At 43.2% G+C, this 22,554-nt stretch carries 21 protein-coding genes; 16 read left to right on the forward strand and 5 right to left on the reverse strand.

The genetic code is table 11. The features are described 5' to 3' along the window. Nucleotides 1–6: 6 nt before the first annotated feature. From trmB to BW980_RS03305, 3 genes are read left to right on the forward strand one after another with little or no spacing between them, the layout of a single operon-like run. Complete coding sequence (trmB, locus tag BW980_RS03295; RefSeq protein ID WP_076453498.1) at nucleotides 7–675, forward strand: tRNA (guanosine(46)-N7)-methyltransferase TrmB; 669 nt, start codon at nucleotides 7–9, stop codon at nucleotides 673–675. Nucleotides 676–678: 3 nt separating this feature from the next. Beyond that, nucleotides 679–1,308, forward strand: coding sequence for a LysE family translocator (locus tag BW980_RS03300; RefSeq protein WP_076453499.1), 630 nt, complete (start codon nucleotides 679–681; stop codon nucleotides 1,306–1,308). After that, the gene (locus BW980_RS03305) at nucleotides 1,308–1,652 is read left to right on the forward strand and encodes an MGMT family protein (RefSeq protein ID WP_076453500.1); all 345 of its coding nucleotides are present in this window, start codon (nucleotides 1,308–1,310) and stop codon (nucleotides 1,650–1,652) included. Before BW980_RS03300 ends, BW980_RS03305 begins: the two co-directional genes overlap by 1 nt. A gap of 2 nt (nucleotides 1,653–1,654) precedes the next feature. Here BW980_RS03305 and BW980_RS03310 read toward each other — a convergent pair whose 3' ends face one another. Beyond that, complete coding sequence (locus BW980_RS03310; RefSeq protein ID WP_076453501.1) at nucleotides 1,655–3,001, reverse strand: sensor histidine kinase; 1,347 nt, start codon at nucleotides 2,999–3,001, stop codon at nucleotides 1,655–1,657. Nucleotides 3,002–3,013: 12 nt separating this feature from the next. Further along, nucleotides 3,014–4,381, reverse strand: coding sequence for a sigma-54-dependent transcriptional regulator (locus BW980_RS03315; RefSeq protein ID WP_076453502.1), 1,368 nt, complete (start codon nucleotides 4,379–4,381; stop codon nucleotides 3,014–3,016). 292 nt (nucleotides 4,382–4,673) lie between these two features. Here BW980_RS03315 and BW980_RS03320 point away from each other — a divergent pair, with 292 nt between their 5' ends. The 11 genes from BW980_RS03320 (at nucleotide 4,674) to BW980_RS03365 (ending at nucleotide 16,513) form a co-directional block, all read left to right on the forward strand. Then, entirely contained in the window at nucleotides 4,674–5,984 is a 1,311-nt protein-coding gene (locus tag BW980_RS03320; protein WP_245799925.1) for a TolC family protein, read from the forward strand. A gap of 38 nt (nucleotides 5,985–6,022) precedes the next feature. After that, complete coding sequence (locus tag BW980_RS03325) at nucleotides 6,023–7,273, forward strand: efflux RND transporter periplasmic adaptor subunit (protein WP_076453504.1); 1,251 nt, start codon at nucleotides 6,023–6,025, stop codon at nucleotides 7,271–7,273. Nucleotides 7,274–7,339: 66 nt separating this feature from the next. Next, nucleotides 7,340–8,035 carry an ABC transporter ATP-binding protein gene (locus BW980_RS03330; RefSeq protein WP_076453505.1) on the forward strand — a complete coding sequence of 232 codons (696 nt, stop codon included), beginning with the start codon at nucleotides 7,340–7,342 and terminating at the stop codon, nucleotides 8,033–8,035. 74 nt (nucleotides 8,036–8,109) lie between these two features. After that, nucleotides 8,110–10,545 carry an ABC transporter permease gene (locus BW980_RS03335; protein WP_076453506.1) on the forward strand — a complete coding sequence of 812 codons (2,436 nt, stop codon included), beginning with the start codon at nucleotides 8,110–8,112 and terminating at the stop codon, nucleotides 10,543–10,545. A 33-nt stretch (nucleotides 10,546–10,578) separates the two neighbouring features. Further along, complete coding sequence (locus BW980_RS03340) at nucleotides 10,579–12,978, forward strand: ABC transporter permease (protein ID WP_076453507.1); 2,400 nt, start codon at nucleotides 10,579–10,581, stop codon at nucleotides 12,976–12,978. A 259-nt stretch (nucleotides 12,979–13,237) separates the two neighbouring features. Continuing rightward, on the forward strand, nucleotides 13,238–14,377 hold the full coding sequence (locus BW980_RS03345) for an Mrp/NBP35 family ATP-binding protein (RefSeq protein WP_076453508.1): 1,140 nt from the start codon (nucleotides 13,238–13,240) through the stop codon (nucleotides 14,375–14,377). A 1-nt stretch (nucleotide 14,378) separates the two neighbouring features. Next, entirely contained in the window at nucleotides 14,379–14,618 is a 240-nt protein-coding gene (locus BW980_RS03350) for a NifU family protein (RefSeq protein ID WP_013992654.1), read from the forward strand. Between the two features lie 71 nt (nucleotides 14,619–14,689). Then, entirely contained in the window at nucleotides 14,690–15,748 is a 1,059-nt protein-coding gene (locus BW980_RS03355) for an NAD(P)/FAD-dependent oxidoreductase (protein ID WP_076453509.1), read from the forward strand. A 43-nt stretch (nucleotides 15,749–15,791) separates the two neighbouring features. Then, nucleotides 15,792–15,977, forward strand: coding sequence for a four helix bundle protein (locus BW980_RS22885; RefSeq protein WP_083690330.1), 186 nt, complete (start codon nucleotides 15,792–15,794; stop codon nucleotides 15,975–15,977). Between the two features lie 43 nt (nucleotides 15,978–16,020). Continuing rightward, nucleotides 16,021–16,086 carry a hypothetical protein gene (locus BW980_RS23000; RefSeq protein WP_394333488.1) on the forward strand — a complete coding sequence of 22 codons (66 nt, stop codon included), beginning with the start codon at nucleotides 16,021–16,023 and terminating at the stop codon, nucleotides 16,084–16,086. A gap of 97 nt (nucleotides 16,087–16,183) precedes the next feature. After that, a complete protein-coding gene (locus BW980_RS03365) occupies nucleotides 16,184–16,513 on the forward strand; it encodes a 2Fe-2S iron-sulfur cluster-binding protein (RefSeq protein WP_013992651.1) in 330 nt (109 codons plus the stop codon). Here the strand turns inward: BW980_RS03365 and BW980_RS03370 are convergent. After that, the gene (locus tag BW980_RS03370; protein ID WP_076453510.1) at nucleotides 16,510–18,246 is read right to left on the reverse strand and encodes an ABC transporter ATP-binding protein; all 1,737 of its coding nucleotides are present in this window, start codon (nucleotides 18,244–18,246) and stop codon (nucleotides 16,510–16,512) included. The two genes, BW980_RS03365 and BW980_RS03370, sit on opposite strands and share 4 nt — an antisense overlap. A gap of 343 nt (nucleotides 18,247–18,589) precedes the next feature. Here BW980_RS03370 and BW980_RS03375 point away from each other — a divergent pair, with 343 nt between their 5' ends. Then, nucleotides 18,590–18,844, forward strand: coding sequence for a hypothetical protein (locus BW980_RS03375; protein WP_076453511.1), 255 nt, complete (start codon nucleotides 18,590–18,592; stop codon nucleotides 18,842–18,844). A 45-nt stretch (nucleotides 18,845–18,889) separates the two neighbouring features. Further along, nucleotides 18,890–21,070 carry an acylase gene (locus tag BW980_RS03380; RefSeq protein ID WP_076453512.1) on the forward strand — a complete coding sequence of 727 codons (2,181 nt, stop codon included), beginning with the start codon at nucleotides 18,890–18,892 and terminating at the stop codon, nucleotides 21,068–21,070. A 2-nt stretch (nucleotides 21,071–21,072) separates the two neighbouring features. On the opposite strand, the gene BW980_RS03385 is transcribed toward BW980_RS03380, so the two are convergent. Both BW980_RS03385 and BW980_RS03390 read right to left on the reverse strand, forming a co-directional pair. Then, nucleotides 21,073–21,726, reverse strand: coding sequence for a hypothetical protein (locus BW980_RS03385; protein WP_076453513.1), 654 nt, complete (start codon nucleotides 21,724–21,726; stop codon nucleotides 21,073–21,075). A gap of 61 nt (nucleotides 21,727–21,787) precedes the next feature. After that, complete coding sequence (locus BW980_RS03390; protein ID WP_076453514.1) at nucleotides 21,788–22,543, reverse strand: SGNH/GDSL hydrolase family protein; 756 nt, start codon at nucleotides 22,541–22,543, stop codon at nucleotides 21,788–21,790. Nucleotides 22,544–22,554: the final 11 nt, after the last annotated feature.

A 22,554-nucleotide genomic window follows, 5' to 3' on the forward strand; every position in this document is an offset into this window, starting at 1 on the left:
ATACCATTGGGAAGTAAAAACAAACTGAAGCGCTTTAAGGAAAACGAGACCTTTTCAAATGTCATTCAACCTAGTAGGGAGGCCGTAAAACAAGGTTTCGAGTTAAGGGGCAAGTGGAACGATTTTTTTAAGAACGACAACCCTATTGTATTGGAACTGGGCTGTGGTAAGGGCGAATATACCGTGGGCTTGGCCAAGCAGGATCCCAATAAGAATTTTGTAGGTATCGATATCAAGGGGGCAAGGTTGTGGCGTGGGGCCAAGACGGCACTCGAGGATGATCTCAAGAACGTAGCCTTTTTAAGAACACAGATCGAATTGGTAGACGAACTCTTTGCCAAAGATGAGGTTTCCGAAATCTGGATAACCTTTCCCGATCCCCAAATAAAGTACAAACGCACCAAGCATCGCATGACCAACCAAAGTTTCTTGGCCAAATACAAGAAAATATTACGTCCTGACGGACTAATGCACTTAAAGACCGATAGTGAGTTTATGCATGGTTATACCTTGGGACTCTTGCATGGTTTAGGACTGACGGTGAATTACGCCAACCATGACGTATACAAGAATGAAGGAAGCCCAAAAGAGGTTTTGGAACTTCAAACTTTCTATGAAAAACAGTATCTTGAAAAAGGAAAACCCATAACCTATATCCAATTTAAGGTTCACTAGGCCATGTTGCATCTTTTGATTCTATTTTTTGCTACTTTTTCGGCGGCCTTTGTAGCGACGGTACCACCTGGGCTGTTGAACATGAATGCGGCAAAGGTAAGTGTGGAAAAAGGTAAGCTGAACGGAATTATTTTTTGCTTAGGGGTGGCGACCGTAGTCATTCTTCAGGCTACCGTTGCGGTCTATATTTCAAGGTTTTTGCATAAAAATCCCGAAGTAATAGATGTGCTTTTAAGAATTGCCCTTGCGGTCTTCGGCTTTTTTATGGTGTATTTTTTTATCGCAGGGCGAAAAAACAAAAAGAAGGCGCCGAAAATTGTAAAGGTCAGCAAGAAGAACAGTTTTTTTAAAGGAATGTTGTTGGCCGCATTGAACCTATTGACCATACCCTATTATAGCGGACTCAATATCATGTGGAACGCCTCCGGCTGGATCAAATTTCAGGCTTGGGATATCCTTGTATTCATTTTGGCGGCAGGTAGCGGAACCTTTACGGTACTCTATATGTACGCGGTGTACTTCAATAAACTTGAGCATAAATCGAACCGGTTTTCAAAGAATAGTAACTATATTATCAGCGCGCTCATGTTGGTCTTGTTGATTATAACTATTTTAAGAATCGTATTTCGGTAATGAATCCTGACAATAAAAATTTCTTTCAGAAAGTATATGAAGTGGCCCGGCTCATACCCGAGGGGCGCGTGACGTCTTATGGGGCCATTGCCAAATATCTAGGGGCCGCCCGTAGTGCGCGAATGGTCGGTTGGGCCATGAACGGAGCCGGTAGTATGCCGGAAATACCCGCTCATAGGGTGGTCAATAAAATCGGGTTGCTTACAGGGAAACACCATTTCGACGGTACCAACCTTATGCAGCAGTTGCTCGAAAATGAAGGGATAACCGTAGTTGACAACCAAATTGTCGACTTTGAAAAGCACTTTTGGGATCCCTTCAAGGAGTTGGGTGGCCCGGCTTAGGGCTAGTTGAAGGTGAGCGTGAAAACCGTGTTCTCTTTTGAATTAACTTGAATGGTACCTCGATGTAGGCGCATGATCTGTTTTGATAGACTAAGGCCTATTCCCGTACCTGTATTTTTGGTGGTAAAGAAGGGCACGAAAACTTCATTGATCAGCGCTTCAGGTATTCCTGCGCCATTGTCAATAACCTGAACGAATTTCTTATCTTTTGAATTAAGGCCAGCTTTGAATATGATTTTGCCATTGGGGTTGTCGGCAATGGATTGTTGGGCGTTTTTACCTAGGTTTAATAATACCTGAACCATCTGTTTTACATCTACGTAAAGTTCTAAATCGTCGGGGAGTACGTTGGTTTCTATGGTGATATTTTCGTGTTCCGATTTATTTTCCAATAGAAGGCTTACTTTATCGAGTAGGGTCTCGGCGGGTATAAGTTCTCTTTCCGGTTCCGGTACGCTTAAGAACTTGCGGTACGACTGTACAAATGTCATAAGGTCGCTACCTTGGTCTTTAATGACTTCCAGTCCTTTTACCGTACTGCGTAAATGTTCTTCCGACAATTCCCCGATATCCAATAAGGTTTCCTCTTTTTTATAGTACTTGAGAATCGATTCGGAAATTGAGGTAATCGGGGTTATGGCATTCATGATTTCATGGGTGAGTACCCGAATCAATTTTACCCAAGAGTCCGTCTCTTTTTCTTCCAGCTCTTTTTGTATATCCTGTACTATGACCAGCAGCAGCGCTTGGCCGTCTACACTTATGGAGCTTGCTTTTAGCGCCAGTTCCCTTTTTTCCCTTTCATTGACAAGTTGGTATACATTGCTTTCAAAGGGCTTCAATCTTGAGAACAGCTCATATAGTTTTTCGTCTATTTGGTTCAACTGCTTCACATGGTTCAAGGGGTGATAGTTGAACAGCGTTTCTATAGTAGGGTTGGCGAAGAGAATATGGCCTTGGGGGTTAACGGTCATAATACCTATGTCGGCCTGTTTTAATATTTCTTGATAGAACTGTTCTTGGGCCTGTTTTTTTATATGGATATTTTGAATGGCAGAATTGAGTGTATTTAAGCTTTGGTTCAGTTCTTTTAATGATTTAACACTGAGTTTTTCGGGGAAACGAAGCGTAAAGTCTTCATTTTTGATCGCATCGAAGAAATAAGCGATTTTACGATTGGTCTGGTTGACAAAATGGATTAAGGAAAAGGTTTGTAAAATGAGTAGGAGGAAGAAGAGACCTGAAAAAATATATCGTTCCGAAAAAAATAAAAATCCTAGGCCAAGGGCAGTGACTGTAAGTAGTACAATGCGCAAGACCAATTGAATATAAATGTGTTTGCTTACCATTTTAAATACGGCTTACTTTCCTATTTTCTTTAGTTTGTTGTAGAGTGTTTGTCTAGATATGCCTAACTGTTCCGCTGCGGCACTATAATTGCCTTCGTTTTGTTCTAGGGCATTGTTGATCATCAAAATTTCCATTTGCTCCAATGTGGCAGGAACATTGGTGTCGACCATTGGGCTTGGTTTATTGCTTAGTAAAAAATCTTCGGGCTTGAGTACGTTTGCTTCCGATAAGATTACGGCACGCTCTATGGTGTGTAGCAATTCCCGTATGTTGCCCGGCCAGCGGTATGCCATTAGTTTTTCCTGTGCCGCTTGATTGATTCGTAGGCGGGGCTTTCCGTATTTCGCGGCAAACTTGTTTAAATAAAAATCGGCCAAGACAAGAATATCGGTATCTCTGTCTCGGAGCGAGGGTACTTCAATTCGAATGGTATTGATGCGGTAGAGTAGGTCTTCCCTAAAAAGTCCATCGGCAACCATTCTGTCCAAATCTTCGTTAGTGGCACAGATAAGCCGTATATCTACGGGGATGGGTTTATTGGAGCCGACCCTGATTATAGTCCGATTCTGAATGGCTGACAGTAGTTTGGCCTGTGCTTGTAAAGATAGGTTCCCTATTTCATCTAAAAATAGGGTGCCCCCATGAGCCGCTTCAAATTTACCCACCCTATCTTCTTTGGCGTCGGTAAACGAGCCTTTGGTATGGCCAAAAAGCTCACTTTCGAACAAATTTTCGGATATAGAACCCATGTCCACCGAGATAAAGACCTCGTTACTGCGATTTGAAAGCTTATGTAGCTCACGCGCAATTAATTCTTTCCCTGTGCCGTTTTCACCGGTTACCAATACGTTTGCATCGGTTTTGGCAACTTTTGAAGCCAACTTGAGTACGGCGTTCAATGCCTTTGAATTACCGATAATATAGTTCTTGTTCTGGTTGATGACCTGTTTTAACTGACTTTCTTTCTTTTTGAGTTGGGTAACTTCTTTCTTTGATTTTCTGAGTTCATAGGCGGCCTTGACCGTAGCCAATAGTTTATCGTTGTTCCAAGGTTTAAGGATGAAATCGGAGGCCCCTTCCTTTAGGGCCTTAACGGCAAGATCTACAGCTCCATAGGCGGTCATCATAACCACCGAGGTTTGCGGTGCTCGTTTTTGTAGCTCTCTCAGCCAATACAGGCCTTCGTTTCCGGTATTGACGCCGGCAGAAAAATTCATATCCAATAATACGATATCTATCCCCGATAGATTGGGGAAAGACGGGATTTGATTTGGGTTTGAAATGGCTTCTATATGTTTGTATTCAAACTGCAATAGAATTTCCAGAGCACTTAACAAGCTCTTGTTGTCATCAACAATTAAAATTCTTGCGTCTACCATAAATAGGTGTTTTTGTCCGGTCCGTTCCGGAAATATTCAAAAATTATTGGAACAACGGTCCCGTTGGGTATAGTTAAAACTACAATTAGAATTTTAAAAACTATATGCACTGTCAAAATTTTAGACAATAGTTGTACAAATATTTTACAATACAATTCGTGTTACATGAAAAAATAAAATGTAATTTGCTGATAATGAGTTATTTGTTATTTCGGCATGAGGATCGCTTTAAGTTTGGCACACTTAAAAAATTATGATTCACATATTTAGATTTTTAGTTATAATTATTCTTATGATTACCGCAAAGATGGCGGGCCAAGAAGTATATACGTTGGATGAGTGCGTCACCTATGCCTTAAAGCATAATTTACAAATGAGGGATTATGACCTTAATGCATTATCTGGCCGTGAATCTTATCGGCAATCTATTCGCGACCTTTTGCCTTCGCTCATTGGGTCTTCCAACTATGTAATCAATTTTGGCCGTAGTACGGATCCCTTTACAAATGATGTGGTTACCACTGATTTTTTTTCCAATAGGTATACCCTAGAGACTTCGGTAGATCTTTATAGGGGGTTTCAAAAGCAGAACACTATCAGGGCCACCAAATTATTGTATAAGGCGACACAAGAAGAAGCTTTGCAGCAACGTTACTTGTTGGCATTTAGGGTTATGCAAGCCTTTTATGATATTAAGTTCTTTAAGGGCTTGGTGGCAATCTCAAAGGAACAGGTGGCGGTATCGCAGGCCAATTACGATCTGGTAGTAAAACAGATTGAATTGGGGATGAAGGCGGGTGCTGACCTTTACGAAGCCGAGTCGTTGTTACTATCCGATAAGTTGAACCTTACACAAAGCGAAAATCGGTTGGTCTCGGCCAAACTTCAATTGATACAAGAAATGAATCTAGAGGGTGCAAACGATATTGAGATTCGTCCAAATCTAGAATTTGAAAGTGCGTTGTACGATGAATCCCTTGTACAATCCGATAGTATTTATGGTAGGGCTAAAGAGTTTTTGCCCTTACTAAAGGCACAGGAATTGAGGGTGAAGGCGGCAAAAAAACAATTGGCGGCCGAAAGGGGCGCTTTGTTTCCTTCTTTGTCTTTGTTTGCGGGTACGGCTACTGGTTATTTTGAGACTACCCGTGATAGCTTGGCAAATACGATACCCTTTCGTGATCAGTTTCGCGACAATACTTCACAATTTGTTGGATTTAGCCTTAATGTGCCTATTAGTAATATTTGGGCTGCCCGTGGGCGTATTAAGCAACAAAAAATTGAACGATTAAGAGCGGAAAACAATATGGAAATCCAACATCAGGTCGTGTTTGAGACCATTCGGCAATTGGTTCAGGAATACCGATCGCTCGAGATTCAACGAGAGCAGAGTTCCCAAAAGGTCAAGGCCCAAGAATTGGCGTTCACCATCGCTCAAAAACGGTATGAAAAAGGGTTGATCAATGCCCTTGAGCTATTTACGGCAAAGAATCTTTTTGCCAGTGCCCAAAACGAGAACCTTCAAGTTAGCCTTCGTTCCGAAATAAATAGAAGCACCTTAAATTTTTACAAAGGCCTGCCCGTGTTCAATATTGGTCAATGAAGCATAAAACAAATTAACAAGTATAATTTTAGAGTAGGATGGATATACAATTGGAAAAGAAAAATGGATTACGCCCTAAACATTACGGTTACATAGCCTTAGGGGTGTTGTTGCTTTTTGTAGGCTACCAAATAATATTTGCGAGTTCGGTATCTACCTTTCGTGTAGATAAGGAAAAACTTTCCTTGGCAACCGTTTCCCAAGGGAAGTTTGACGATTATATCACCATAAGTGGTAATGTGGCCCCTATAGCGACTATCTATATGGATGCCTATGAAGGGGGAAGGGTTGAGGAAAAACTAATAGAGGAGGGTTCTATGGTCAAAAAGGGGGATATCATTCTAAGGCTTGATAATATTAATTTATACGAGCAAATACTGCAAAGCGAGAGTGGATTGGCCCTTAAGCAAAACGATTTACGGTCTACTAAGCTAACCTTTGACTCTAGACAAGTTGAAGGAAGAAGGTCCTTAGCTACTGCTGCGACTGAACTACAACGGTTAAAGCGCAATTTTGAACAAAACCGTGCCCTGTATGAAGAGGAGTTGATCTCTAAGGAAGAATACTTGACTTCAAAAGAGAACTTTGAACTTTCGCAAAAGCAGTACGATATCATCAAAGTACAGACTGAAAACGATGATCAGGTTCGAAAAACTTCCTTGCCCGTCTTGGAGGCCGATTTAAACCGCATGCAAAAAACGTTGGGGATGGTCTATCAGCGATTGGATCACTTGAACGTACGTGCGCCCGCCGATGGTCAATTGGGCTTTCTTGATGCGGAAATAGGTCAGAATATTGCTCAAGGGCAGCGTATCGGCCAAATTAATGTGCTGACGGATTATAAAATCGAGGCCCATATTGATGAACATTATATCGACCGGGTAAAAAGAGATTTGGTGGCTGAATTGCAACGTAACGGAAAACATTTTCCGTTGAGGGTGAGAAAGGTATACCCCGAAGTACGCAACGGCAGGTTCAAGGTCGATTTGGTATTTATTGCCGAGAAACCGGAGACCATACGTACAGGCCAGAGTTACAATATACGGCTACAATTGGGTGAGTCTAACGATGCTTTGCTCTTGCCCAAAGGAAGCTTTTTTCAGAGTACGGGCGGTCAGTGGGCTTTCGTTGTAGCGGCCAATGGCGACGAAGCTAACAAGCGAAATATAAGGATCGGAAAACAAAATTCGCAGTATTATGAAGTTCTAGAAGGGCTTGAAGCCGGTGAGAAGGTAATCACGAGTAACTACGATGCTTTTGGTGAAGCGGAAAAAATAGTTTTGAAATAAGTATAAACTGTCACTTTTGACCGAATTGCTAGTCTTATAATATAAACATAGAAATCAATCAAAAACATGATACAAATACAGAAATTAAAAAAGAGCTTCAGAACGGAAGAAGTAGAGACCTTGGCGCTAAATAAGGTGAGCCTAAAAGTTGAGGATGGTGAGTTCGTGGCCATCATGGGCCCATCAGGCTGTGGTAAATCTACACTATTGAATATTATAGGAATGCTCGACAACCCGACGGAAGGCACCTATAACTTTGCAGGCCATGAAGTAAGCCGGCTTAAGGAACGCCAACGTACCGAACTGAGAAAGGGTAATCTGGGCTTCGTGTTTCAGAGCTTTAACCTTATCGATGAGTTGACGGTCTATGAAAATGTAGAACTGCCCCTAATTTATTTAAAGATGGCAAAGGCGGAACGAAGGCACAAGGTGCACGAAGTTTTGGAACGGATGAAAATTGCCCATAGGGAAAGACACTTTCCACAGCAATTATCGGGAGGCCAACAGCAACGTGTGGCTATTTCAAGGGCGGTGGTAACCAATCCAAAACTGATCCTAGCCGATGAACCTACAGGAAACTTAGATTCAAAAAACGGCATAGAGGTCATGAACCTATTGACCGAATTGAACCAGGAAGGTACGACCATAGTAATGGTGACACACTCTGACCGAGACTCACATTACGCCCATAGGGTTGTGAATCTATTTGACGGTCAAATTGTTACGGAAAGTCAAAATAGGGCCATAGGGGCCATCATGTAGCGGAGTTTATTCATCAATCAAAGTATATCAAAAGGTCCCCTAATCAAGGACAACCAATTATAAATACGAAAATCATGTTCAAAACATACCTTAAAATAGCATGGAGAAGCCTTAAGAAACAAGCATTTTTTACTTCGTTGAACATATTTGGTCTTGCCATCGGTATGGCCGGTGCATTGCTCATATCGTTGTACATATATGAGGAATTGAGCTATGATAAAATGTTTCCTGATGCTGAACGGATCCATCGTGTAAACAATGATATAAAATTTGGCGGAGACGAACGTCAATTTGCCGTTACCCCTGCCCCTATGGCTGAAGCCCTCAAATCCGACTTTTCCGAAATTGAGGTGGTAACGCGCTTTAGAACACGTGGTAGCGCCCTTGTGCGCAAGGCCAATGATCTGGCAAACGTAAAGGAAGAACATACCACCTATGTCGACCCCTCTTTTTTTGAAATGTTCGGTGTAACGTTGTTGGCGGGTGATGTAGGTACTGCCTTGAAAGACCCGAATACCTTGGTCTTGACCAGAACGGCCGCCGAAAAGCATTTTTCCATTGACAATGCGGTGGGGCAAAATATGGTGCTTAACAATGAGGAAAACTATACCATTGTCGGGGTTATCGAAGATTTTCCACAAAATTCCTTTCTGAGAGGGTATACCGTTTTTGAGGCAATGGCCGGATACGAAGATGCCGTAGTGGGCAATTGGGGAAGCAATAATTACCAGACCTTCATCAAATTACTTCCTACGGTCAATGCAGACCAAATTCAAGAACAGTTGCGCGGCTTTTTGGGTAAATATGTTATTCCCGGTGTCCAACAATTTATGCCCGGGATCACCGAAGAGCAATTCAAGGCGGCAGGCAACCATTTGATATATAGTACTATTCCTTTGACCGATATTCATTTGAATTCGCATAGGGTGGCGGAAATGAGTGCGAACAACGACATACAGAGCATATATATCCTTTCTTTTATAGCTGTTTTTCTTTTGGTCTTGGCCAGTGTCAATTTTATGAACCTCTCTACCGCCCATTCACTGAAAAGGGCAAAGGAGGTTGGGGTTAGAAAGACTCTGGGATCCAATAAAAGGGACTTGGTACGTCAGTTTTTGGTGGAATCGGGGTTGGTGTCTTTTCTGGCCTTGGTTTTAGCCTTGGTTTTGGCCCGTGTAGCCTTACCTTTTTTTAATACCCTTGCCGATAAAAATATTTCAATACCTTTTCAAAATCCCGTTTTTTGGTTGATTTTGTTGGCTTCAGGTATTGTCTTAGGATTGTTTTCAGGAAGTTACCCTGCTTTTTTTATGTCGCGATTTATGCCCGCAACGGTGCTGAAGGGAAGTGGCGAACGCAGTGTGGGGGGAGGTAAAATCAGAAACTCCCTTGTGGTATTCCAGTTTGCCATTTCGGTTTTTTTGATCGTTAGTACCTTGGTGGTATACCAACAGTTAAAGTATATACAAGGCAAAGATTTGGGCTTCTCAAAAGATCAGGTCTTGATCGTAAATGACGTTTATACGGCAGGAGACAAGGTGTCGTCACTCAAAGAACAGGTGAAACAATTGAGTTTTGTCGAAAATGTGACGTTGAGCAGTTATTTTCCTACTCCCTCGTCCCGTAGTGATACCACTTTTCTTCCTGATTCGGGTGAAACCAGTGTGGAATCTTCCATTAATATGCAAACCTGGGACGTCGATTACGATTATGTTTCCACTATGGATTTTGAATTGGTGGCAGGCCGAGATTTTGATAGGTCCTATGGCAATGACTCTACGGCCATCATTTTAAACGAAACGGCTACAAGAATAATGAATTTGAGTCCGCAAGAGGCCCTAGGCAAGCGCTATACCCCAGATTTTGATTCTGATACTCCAACGTATTATACCGTTGTTGGGGTGTTAAAAGATTTCCATATAGCTTCACTAAAAGAAGATATCGATGCCGTAAGCTTGCACTTGGGAGGTGAGGCCTATGCCATGGCAGTAAAAATTAAGCCTGGCGATTTTACCAATGCAATTGCACAAATTGAAGGAATCTGGAATACTATCGTACCCGGTGAGCCATTTGATTATTACTTTATGGAAGACGCCTTTAACGACATCTACGCAAGCGAACAAAGGTTGGGCGATATCTTTATCATCTTTACGGTACTTTCCCTTTTGATTGCCTGCTTGGGACTCTTTGGCCTTGCGGCCTTCAATGCCCAAAAACGCACCAAGGAAATAGGGATTCGCAAGGTTTTGGGGGCTAGTGTGGGCCAGGTCGCCTATGGCTTGACCGTGGACTTTTTAAAATTGGTCGGACTAGCTATTCTAGTGGCCTTGCCTTTGGGCTGGTATGCCATGAACCGGTGGCTCGAAGATTTTTCATATCGCATAGACATTCCGTGGTGGGTCTTTGGGCTAGCAGCATTTCTGGCCGTTTTGATATCGGTGATAACCGTGAGCTATCAAAGTATAAGGGCGGCCATAGCAAACCCTGTAACAAGTTTACGTACCGAGTGAAATAAGGACGCTGAACATCAAAAAACGAAAACCATGTTTAAAAACTATCTGAAAATTGCTTGGCGTAACCTCTTGAAAAATAAGGGGTATTCCGTTATTAACATTGGAGGTCTGGCATTGGGTATGGCCGTAACGCTTATCATTGGGCTCTGGGTGTACGATGAGCTTTCGTACGACGATTATTTTAGCAAGAAAGACCGCATCGCTCAAGTGTTCCAATCGCAGACCTTCAACGGGGAGACCAGCACCGGCCCCGCTATACCACGGCCCCTGGAAATGGCACTTCGAGATGGGTACGCCGATAATTTCAAGCATTTGGTCATGTCGTCTTGGAGCAACCCCGTCTATCTTAATTACAAGGAGAAAAGCCTTTCTAAAATCGGAAACTTCATGCAGAAGGAAGCCCCTGAACTTTTGGGCCTTAAAATTCTGAAAGGAGAGAAAAACGGTTTGCGAAAGGTTAACTCGATTATGCTTTCGGAGTCTTTGGCCCATGCCCTTTTCGGGGATGAAGACCCCATAGGAAAGGTCATAAGGGCCAATAGCCAGTACGATATGGAAGTATCGGCCGTCTACGAAGATATACCTCAAAACAATTCGTTCAGTGAGATGGAATATATAATGCCATGGGAAAAATACCTTTCCCTGTTCGAGTGGATCAAGAATGCGGAAGACCAATGGGGTAACAATTCGTTTCAAATGTTCGTTCAGATTGCCGATAATGCCAGTATGGCTCAGGTGACGTCGAAAATCAATGACGTTAAAAAGAACGTTAGTGAAGCGGAGGCCGAATACAACCCCCAGTTGTTCTTGCTGCCGATGAAGGACTGGTACCTGAGTAGTAGCTTTGAGAACGGAAAACAGGTGGGCGGACGTATCAAGTACGTGTGGATGTTCAGTGTCATCGGAGCCTTTGTACTGCTTTTGGCCTGTATTAATTTTATGAACTTGAGCACCGCCCGCTCCGAAAAGCGTGCTAAGGAAGTGGGAATACGAAAGTCTATTGGATCGCAGCGCAGTCAGTTGGTATATCAATTTTTGAGCGAATCTTTTTTGGTGGTCTTGTTCGCTTTTGCCATTGCCGTACTTATTGTTTTGTTGTCCTTGGACGGGTTTAACGATTTATCGCGAAAAGAAGTCGTTTTTCCTTGGGGCAATCCGCTTTTCTGGTTGTTTTCCTTGTTCTTCGTACTGGTTACCTCGCTATTGGCGGGAAGCTATCCTGCTCTCTATCTGTCATCGTTCAAAGCTGTGGACGTGCTAAAGGGTACATTTATGGCGGGTCGGTATGCAGGGCTTCCCAGAAAGATTTTAGTAGTACTACAGTTTACGGTTTCGGTTGCCTTTATTATAGGAACGGTCATCGTTATGCAACAGATCAATCATGCCAAGAACCGTCCCGTAGGATATGATAAGAAGGGCTTGGTGCAGATACCGGTTATGAGCCAAGACTTTACGGGTAAGTACGATTTAATGCGAAACGAGTTTTTAGCTTCCGGTGCGGTGGTCGAAATGTCAGGGTCGAGCAGCCCAACGACCGAAGTATGGTCGAACAGGGCCGGTTTTAATTGGGAGGGCAAACCGGAAGGCTTTCAGGAAGATTTGGCCTGGACGCAAGTAACCCCCGAATACGCAAAGTCGTTGAACCTTGAAATTCTTAAGGGACGGGATTTTTCGAGGGAATTTGCTTCTGATTCCAATGCCGTTCTTATCAATGAAACGGCAATGAAATACATGGGGCTTACCGATCCGATAGGAAAGTTCATTACAGATGACGCTATTGAAGACCCCTTTCCTCCCCTAAAAATAATCGGTGTGGTACAGGACATGATTACACAATCGCCATACGAACCCGTAAAACAAGGTATTTATGCCTATGATAAACATGGCAACACCAGTTTTTACAATTTACGGCTCAATCCCGAAAAGAGTGCCGGCGAAAATATTTCGATTATAGAAAGCGTCTTTAAAACACATTTTCCGGCCATCCCTTTTCAGTACGATTTCGTCGATTCGGAATACGCGGAGAAATTTGCCGCCGAAGAACGCATCGGTGCGCTTTCGGCCATTTTTACGGCACTGGCCATATTGATCAGTTGTTTGGGACTATTCGGGCTTACTTCTTTTGTGGCTGAGCAACGCCGAAAGGAAATAGGGGTTAGAAAGGTATTGGGCGCCTCGGTTTTTAATGTTTGGAACATGCTTTCAAAAGACTTTTTAAAGCTTGTGGCGATTTCTTGTTTTATAGCCGTTCCCATTTCTTACTATGTCATGAACGGTTGGTTGCAAGGTTATCCGTATCGGGTGATTTTGGAATGGTGGATTTTCCTCTTGGCCGTAGTAGGGGCCCTCGCCATAACCATTCTTACCGTAAGTTTTCAGGCAATCAAAGCGGCGAATTCGAACCCGGTAAAAAGTCTGAGAATGGAGTGAATGGTGGGTAGTATGCAATAAGAAAGTGTGAATTCCTTCAACCAATTTGTCCTAATTTTTGAAAAATTAGGACAAATTGAAAAAAACGGCTTCTTTTCTGCTCTGATCCAGATAATAAGCTAAGCCGAAAAATCGCCTCTCCCCCTAAATAGGAAAGCCCTAATCAAGAATACCTATCGCCCCATATTACATTTCAATACAAACACTTTAGTTTCTTGCCCTTATGACCTATCTTTGTTCTTTAGAATGAGTTTATATAATGAAGATTGATAAAAAGGAAGTTTTAAAGGCACTAGAGAACATTACCGTACCCGGTGAGGGGCAAAATATGGTAGAAAGCGGTGCGGTTAAGAATATTCAAATTTTTGGTGATGAGGTTGAGGTAGATATTACCATTGGTAATCCTAGCCTACAGGCACGTAAGAAGACCGAAGTGGAAATCTTGAAGGTCATACACCAGAAGGTGTACGAAAAGGCCAAGATCAAGGTGAACATAAAGGTAGATGCCCCGGCAAAGCCAAAGACGAACGAAATAAAGGGGAAGCCCATACCCGGTATACAGAACATTATTGGAGTCGCCTCGGGCAAAGGTGGGGTAGGTAAATCTACCGTCACGGCCAATTTAGCGGTGACCTTGGCAAAAATGGGTTTTAAGGTAGGGGTTTTAGATGCCGATATTTATGGGCCTTCGATGCCTATTATGTTCGACGTGGCCCTTGAGAAACCCTTGGCGGTCAATGTTGATGGTAAATCAAAAATGAAACCGGTAGAGAGCTACGGCGTAAAACTGTTGTCTATCGGGTTTTTTACCCAGCCCGACCAAGCGGTCATCTGGCGTGGTCCTATGGCGGCAAAAGCATTGAATCAAATGATATTCGATGCACATTGGGGCGATCTTGATTTTATGCTGATCGACCTTCCGCCCGGAACCGGGGATATCCACTTGAGCATCATGCAGGCCATGCCCGTAACCGGTGCCGTAGTGGTCAGTACACCACAGAACGTGGCCCTGGCCGATGCCAGAAAAGGTGTGGCCATGTTTCAACAAGATTCTATAAACGTTCCCGTATTGGGAATTGTGGAGAATATGGCTTATTTTACACCTGAGGAGCTTCCCGATAATAAGTACTATATTTTTGGTAAGGAAGGGGCGAAAAATCTGTCTGAAGATTTAGGCGTACCTTTCTTAGGGGAAATACCCTTGGTGCAGAGTATACGCGAAGCAGGTGATATAGGAAGACCGGCGGCAATGCAAACGGCCACGGCCGTAGAGGAAGCTTTTGAAGAACTGACCAAGAACGTGGTTCAAGAGGTTGTGGGCAGAAATAAGAGCCTGCCTCCAACGGAAGCAATTAAGATAACTACAATGGCGGGCTGTTCCGCTGTTAAGAAAAAGTAATATGACATCGGAAGAACTAAGGCAGAATGTAGAAAAAGCGCTTGAAGAAATTCGCCCTTTTTTACAAAGTGACGGCGGAGATATATCGTTAATCTCTATAGATAACGAAAATTCCGTAAAAGTAAAGCTCGAAGGGGCGTGTGTGGGGTGTAGTGTCAATCAGATGACTTTGAAGAGCGGTGTTGAAATGACCATTAAAAAATATGCCCCACAAATCGAAGAGGTGATAAATGTTGCCTAAGAGGCTGACCTTTGTCATGTGCTTACCCATCTTTTAATCTTAATTTCGTCCGAACTTTAATGTAAAACTCAATGATCAAAACAGACATATTGATTATTGGAGCTGGCCCAACTGGGCTTTTTGCCGTTTTTGAGGCAGGCCTGTTACAGCTCAAATGTCATTTAATCGATGCGCTACCTCAAGCAGGTGGACAATGTTCCGAGATTTATCCTAAAAAACCGATTTACGATATACCTGGTTTTCCAGAAGTATTGGCTGGCGATCTGGTCAACAATCTAATGGAGCAGATCAAACCCTTTGAACCTGGTTTTACCTTGGGCGAAAGGGCACAGACCATCGAAAAATTGGAAGATGGTACCTTTATCGTAACAACGAACAAAGGAACTGAACACCATGCCCCTATTGTTGCCATTGCAGGTGGACTTGGTAGTTTTGAACCCCGAAAACCATTGCTTGAAAATCTGAAAAAATACGAAGATAACGGTGTGGCCTATATCATAAAAGATCCCGAGGTATACCGCGATAAAAGGGTGGTTATTGCCGGAGGAGGCGATTCCGCACTTGACTGGAGTATCTTTTTGGCCGATGTGGCCTCGGAAGTTACGCTTGTACATCGTAGAAACGAGTTTAGGGGAGCACTTGATTCGGTGGAAAAAGTACAGCAGCTTAAGAATGAAGGTAAAATCAACCTGATTACGCCTGCGGAGATAACGGGTCTTATAGGGGAAGATAAACTGGAAGCCGTTACTATTAGAAAAACAACAGATTCAAGTGAGGATGTTACCTTGGAAGTTGATAATTTTGTACCCTTGTTCGGACTTTCTCCCAAATTGGGGCCGATTGCCGATTGGGGTCTTGAAATCGAGCGGAATGCCATAAAGGTAGATACCTTCGATTATCAGACCAACGTGCCGGGAATTTATGCCATTGGCGATGTAAATACGTATCCCGGTAAGTTGAAACTGATTCTTTGTGGCTTTCATGAAGCGACCCTCATGTGTCAAAGTGCTTATCAGCGTATTTATCCTGATAAGAAGTATGTAATGAAATATACGACCGTAGGCGGCGTAACCGGTTTTGATGGAAGTAAAAAGGAGGCGCCAAAGGCGGTTGTTAAAAGTATAAATTAAGGACTTAGGTGTTAGGAAAATATAACTAGCGTAACTGAAATAAATGGCTGTTAAAAAATTTGAGGATCTATTGGTGTGGCAAAAAGCACAAGATTTTGCAGTAGCGATTTATCAAAATTTTTCGGATTCTAGAGATTACTCCTTTAAAGACCAAATCCTAAGAGCTTCCATTTCTATTTCCAATAATATAGCTGAAGGTTTTGACCGAAGTACGAACCCTGTTCATTAGATTTTTATATTTTGCAACAAACTCAAATAGTGAGGTAAGGTCAATGCTATATTTATCAAAAAGACTGAATTTTTTGGACTCTGAAGAGACATCTAAATTAATTGAATAATCAAACGAAATTTCAAAAATGCTTTTCGGGCTCATACAATCAATGACCCAAAGCAAATCAACTAACTCCTAACTACTTACTACTAATTCCCTTATCAATGAGTGACATAAAAATAAAAATAACCGACCGTGATGGTGTAACCCATGAGGTAGACGCCCCAACCGATATGAACATGAACCTTATGGAAGTCGTACGTTCGTACGAATTGGCCCCAGAGGGAACCATTGGTATCTGTGGAGGAATGGCCATGTGTGCTTCTTGTCAATGCTACGTGCAGTCTGACCATCAGCTTCCTGAGAAATCGGATGACGAAGATGCTATGTTGGCCGAAGCTTTCAATGTGGAAGACAACAGTCGTTTGGGCTGTCAGATCCATATGACTCCTGATCTGGATGGTTTAGTAGTGGAATTGGCTCCTGAGAGTTAGATTCTTGCCTGATAGGTAAATAGGTTAAAGTACCGGCCTTCTTTGGCAATCAGCTCGTCGTGGGTGCCTTCTTCGGCAATTCTACCGTTTTCTATAACCAAAATCTGGTCGGCCTTGCGAATCGTGCTCAATCTGTGGGCGATTACAAAGGTCGTCCGCCCTTCGGTCAAGGTAGCCAAACTCTTTTGGATCAAGGCTTCACTTTCAGTGTCTAAGTTAGAGGTCGCCTCGTCTAGGATCAAGATTTTAGGGTCGGCCAAAACGGCTCGGGCTATGGCAATACGCTGGCGTTGCCCTCCCGATAGTTTTACGCCCCGCTCCCCGATCAAGGTGTCGAGTCCGTCTTCGAACCTGTCGGTAAACTCGTTAACGTAGGCAGCTTCCACCGCTTGTTGTAATTGCTTCTCTGTAGCCTTGGGCCGTGGGAAAAGAATGTTCTCGCGTATGGTGCCCTCAAAAAGAAAATCGTCTTGTAAGACTACACCTAGATGCTGTCTAAAACTGTTTAGATTGACTTGTGCCAGGTCTTTTCCGTCAATGGTGATTTTACCCGATTGGGGGTTAAGGAAAGTAGCGGCCAAGCCGGCTATGGTAGATTTTCCGGAGCCTGAGCTTCCTACCAATGCGACCACGTTACCCGGTTTTACCTCAAAACTGATATTGTGCAACACTTCCTTGTCTTCTTCATAGGCAAAGGAAACATCGTCGAAAACAATATTTCCCTGAATTTCATCGAGAACAATGGTCCGGTTTTCTTCATCGGATTCCGGTACCATGTTCATTAGTTCCTCGGTACGGTCTAAGCCGGCCAAGGCCTCGGTAAGCTGGCTTCCGATGTTGCTCATCTGCACAATAGGGGCCACCATCAAGCCTAATAAAAAGGTGAAGGTCAAGAATTCACCTATGGTCAGCTCGTCCATCATGATCTTATAGCCGCCAATACCCATTATACCTGTTGTGGCAATACCTAAAAGAAAGGTAGATGAACTGGTCATAAAGGCCGTGGCGGTCAAACTCTTTTTTACGTTCTGGAAAAGTCGGTCGACCCCCTTTTCGAAAATTTTGTTTTCTTGTTCTTCGGCATTGAAACCCTTGATAACACGAACGCCTCCCAAGGTTTCGGTAAGCCTCCCCGTAACTTCGGCATTTATCTTTCCTCGATTTCTAAAAATAGGACGAATGATCTTAAAGGCCTTTAGGGCGATCAGGGCGAAAATAGCCAAGGGTACCAAGGTGAAGATGGTCATGGTCCAACTGATGCGCAGAAGCAATATAAGTGATACTACGGCCGTGATGGTGCCGCCTACGAGTTGCACCAGACCCGTGCCGATCAAGTTTCGAACGCCCTCGACATCGCTCATGATACGTGAGACCAAGGCACCTGATTTGGCGTTGTCGAAAAAACTAATAGGGAGGGAGAGTACTTTTTTCTGCACTTGTGCCCTGAGTTCCGAAATGAGGAATTGGGCCTGTACACTCAATATCTTGGTCAATAAGAAAGAGGTGACCGCCTGCACCAGTATAGCCAATGCTACCGCACCAACTAGCAATTTTAAGAAGTCAAGGTCTTTGTTGGGGATAATGTCGTCCATTAAATACTTTAAGGACATAGGGGCTACAAAACTTGCCGCCTTACTGATGACAATGAGTACTAGGCCAATAAATACGAGGTTTCGTCTAGGCCAAATAATGGTTTTGAACGCGGTAAGGATACTGACTTTTTTTTCTGACATATAGTGCTGGATAATACAGGTGCAAGTTACTTTAAATATAAAGAATCAGGAGAGGTGTTGTTTTGAAATAGGTCATATACCTTGATAAAGGATTTATATTTGGCTTGGGTATTGTATAACGCATGGGGAAAAAAGCCTTTGCACTTGTTTTTTTCTGGGTTATCTATTCGTTACCGCATAAATATTTACCGATGCCCAAGTTTTTGGCCTGAACCAAAAGCTAGTCGATTTTGAAAGGAAAATGCCCCCGAGGTTTCGGTCGACTTTGAAAATGAAAATGCCGAAAGTAAACGTCATGGGGAAATTATTGGTTATATTTTCTTAGGTCCGTTTACCACGATTTTTGTGGCGGTCGGCGGCTTCTTATTTCATTGGGGCTATAGGGGTTGTTGAAAGTCTGCTCGTTCGGTTCTGGGGGCTTGTATCCTTTTTGGGAATAGCCGCTTGTATCGCCTTTGTAAAAATACAACTACGGGGTAAGGTAGATTTTGACCTATCATGGATTAAAAATGACAAGACCTATTACAGAAAAACATTCTCTTCAACGGGAACCCATTCCTTTGGCTCCGGCAGTAGTGGAACCGGTGGAAGCTGGTAAAACTAAGTGCAAAAGTGTAACTTCATACCTCGTAAAACCATTTCGATGAAACGTATTCTATATTTTCTTGCTTTTATACTGATTTTTGCCTGTAAGTCTGAAACCAATGACACTTCAGAATTGGAACAATGGAAGATACGGGCATCTAATGTCGAAATTATCAGGGATGATTTTGGGGTGCCTCATATCTATGGTAAAACGGATGCCGATGCCGTTTTTGGCCTCTTGTACGCCCAATGCGAAGACGACTTTAACAGGGTAGAGCAAAACTATATATGGGCTACCGGAAGATTGGCAGAGGTAGAGGGGGAAGAAGCCATTTACAGCGATCTAAGGGCCCAATTGTTTATGACCGAGGAAGAGGCCAAGGCCAATTATAAAAAAAGTCCCCAATGGTTGCAAGCGCTTTGTGATGCCTTTGCGGACGGGATAAATTATTATTTGTACACCCACCCAGAGGTAAAACCAAAATTACTGGATCGTTTTGAGCCTTGGATGCCCATGTATTTTAGTGAAGGTAGTATTGGTGGCGACATTGAAAGAATAGCTACCAAAAAAATAAAGGCTTTTTACGAAAGTGGTATGGAGCTGCCGGAAATGGAGCTTTTGGAAATGAAGAAAAAAGAAGAAATGGAAGAGCCCCAGGGTTCTAACGGCATTGCCATTTCAGGAGAATTAACGCAATCGGGCAATACCATGTTGCTCATAAATCCACATACTTCGTTTTATTTTAGGGGCGAGGTGCATGTGGTAAGTGAAGAGGGTTTAAATGCCTATGGTGCGGTTACTTGGGGGCAGTTTTTTGTGTATCAAGGGTTTAATGAAAAGACCGGCTGGATGCACACTTCGACCTATACCGATGTGATGGACGAGTTTAAGGAAACCATTGTAAAAAAGGAGGACAAGCTGTTATATCAATATGGGGAAGAACTGCGCGAAGTAGAATCATATGAAATTGTTTTAAAGTATAAGGATGGGGATTCGCTAAAGGAAAAATCCTTTCCCGCCTATCGAACCCACCATGGCCCCATTACCCACTTGGAGGATGGCCAATGGACGGCCTCCGCCATGATGTGGGAACCGGTAAAGGCCTTGGAACAATCCTATATCAGAGCCAAACAAGATGGGTATAAAGGTTTTAGGGAAATGATGGACATTAGAACAAATTCTTCCAATAATACGGTATATGCCGATGCAGAGGGCAATATTGCCTACTTCCATGGAAACTTTGTTCCCAAACGCGACGTACGGTTTAACTATTCCGAACCAGTAGATGGCAGCGACCCTGAAACCGATTGGCAAGGGCTGCATACCGTGGATGAGAATATTTTGGTGTTAAATCCCCAAAACGGTTGGATCCAAAACTGCAATTCCACACCCTTTACCTCGGCAGCGGACTTTAGTCCCAAGAAAGAGGACTACCCGTATTACATGTCCCGTGATCAAGAGAATTTTAGGGGGGTGCATGCCATAGCCTTATTAACCGATAGAAAAGGCTACACTTTAGATAGTTTGATCCAATTGGCACACGACCCATATCTGCCTGCTTTTGAAGCCTTGATTCCCGGGTTGGTAAAAGCCTATGACGCCCATCCAAGGCCAAATTTGAAAGGAGCTATTGAGGTGTTGCGGGAATGGGATTATAAAACATCCAAAGCGTCCGTAGCCATGACCTTGGCCCATTTTTATGGCACTATTAGTTATAAAAAAGCCAAAAGACCGGAGGGACTTACCAGTATGGAGTTGATCGAATATTGGGGAAGTGATTCGCCCGATAGCGAAAAACTGGGTTTGTTCGAAGAAGTAGTGGGCAATTTGGAAACCGATTTTGGTTCGTGGGAAATTCCATGGGGAGAGGTCAATAGGTATCAAAGATTGAACGGCGATATAAAACAAGCCTTTAACGATAGTCTGCCCAGTGTAGGGATTGGTTTCGCTTCCGGTACTTGGGGGGCTTTGGCGGCATATGGAGCAAGATATACGGCCCCGGGCGCCAAAAAGATATACGGCACAAGGGGCAATAGCTTTGTGGCGGCCGTTGAGTTTGGCGATAAGGTAAGGGCAAAGACCATTTTGGCAGGGGGACAAAGTGGAAATCCAAAATCGCCCCATTTTGACGACCAGACCGAAAAATATATCAATGTGGATTGGAAGGATGCGGCCTATTATCGTGAAGATGTATTAAAACACGCGGTTAAAATTTACACCCCGGGTGCCAGGGAATAGCGTTATTCCTTGGTAATGATCAAGGTAGCTTTTGATCCCTCTGATAGCAACCATTTATTGGCGTAGATAAGTTCTCCCTTGTCATCATAGACATTGATTTGAGCGGTGTTCGGGGGAGAGGAGCCAACGTTAAGGGCTTCAAAATCGATACGATTGAATCCTTTTTTTAAATCGACGTTTACGCCTTTAAAAGAGCTGGTTAAAAGAATGTTGGGATCTACGACATCGCCGTTGACATATATCTTTACACGGTCGCCGTCTACAAATTCATGGTCGCGGCAGACGATACCGACAAACTTTCCATTGTTCTTGACGTCGCCCAAATACATATCGGCAAAGTGTTGTTTAGAACCTTCCTTGGGTTGTCTTGGTCCTACCTTTGGGTCGATTTTCATACCGGCGCCGGCTTGGACCAGTTCGCGGTCATCGATCATTTTAACGGGATTGCGCTTCGCAAAATCAAAATCGACTTGTGGTTGGTCGTCTACAACGGATGGAATTTTTAAGGAAGTGCCTTGATTGGGTTTTGCGGTATCATCGATTTTGTTGGCCGTATCGATTTTTAAATCTTTCTTTTGGGGAATATCGGTCTGGGCCATTCCCGAAACGGAAAACAGCATTACAGTGAATAACAGTGCCGAATAGTTTTTGATCATCGAATAAAAAAAATCCAAGATAAAGATAACAAATACCTTGCCATGGGGGCTTAAGGCAATGTTAAAACGCTAGTTTCGAGAAAATCGTATCGGCAATCAGGCGTTGTCCGACTTTATTCGGGTGAATAGGGTCTTTGTCGTAACATTGGTCTTGGTCGTAAAGTACCTCGCGGATGTTTATGCGCGCATTGGCATAGGGGTGTTGCATATTGAGTATGATACGGCTAAACTCTTTTAAGACTTCTTCGTCATATTTTGGATAAGGGTTCTTGTAACCGAAGGAGGTAGCTTTGGGGTCTTTTCTAGGGGCTATGGCGAGTGCCAATGGAGGAGGGGTGATCAATACGGTCTTGATGTCTCTTTGCCGCATTTTTTCAAGAAAGCTATATACCCCTATTTTAAAACTGTTGAAGAGGGCTTCCGAAGGTTTGCCATATATGCCGTCGTTCATGCCGTAACAGAAGAGGGCAACGTCTATTTTGTTATCGTCAAGGGCTTGGTCCAGCCGTTCAAAGAGATAAGGCCTTGGTCCAGGATGGTCTTTTTCCGTAAGGCCGGTTACGGTTTCACTGTTTTTTCCGAGGTTTATAAATTTTAGCTGTAGTTCGGGCCTTTCCTTATCGAATTTTTCCTGAAGCATTTCTACATAGCCCTTACCTTGGGCAAAGGTAATGCTATCGCCAAAGCAGCCTACGACCTGATTTTTTTCAAATTTGAACCGATTGTTGCTGAAACAGCCAAAAAACGTGGTTCCGGCCAGGGCCCATACCGATCTATTAATGAATTTTCTTCTGTTCATGCTACTGAAATGCGCCATTGACGTCTAAT

Origin of the sequence: Zobellia uliginosa, assembly GCF_900156625.1 — a bacterium.
Lineage (GTDB): Bacteria > Bacteroidota > Bacteroidia > Flavobacteriales > Flavobacteriaceae > Zobellia > Zobellia uliginosa.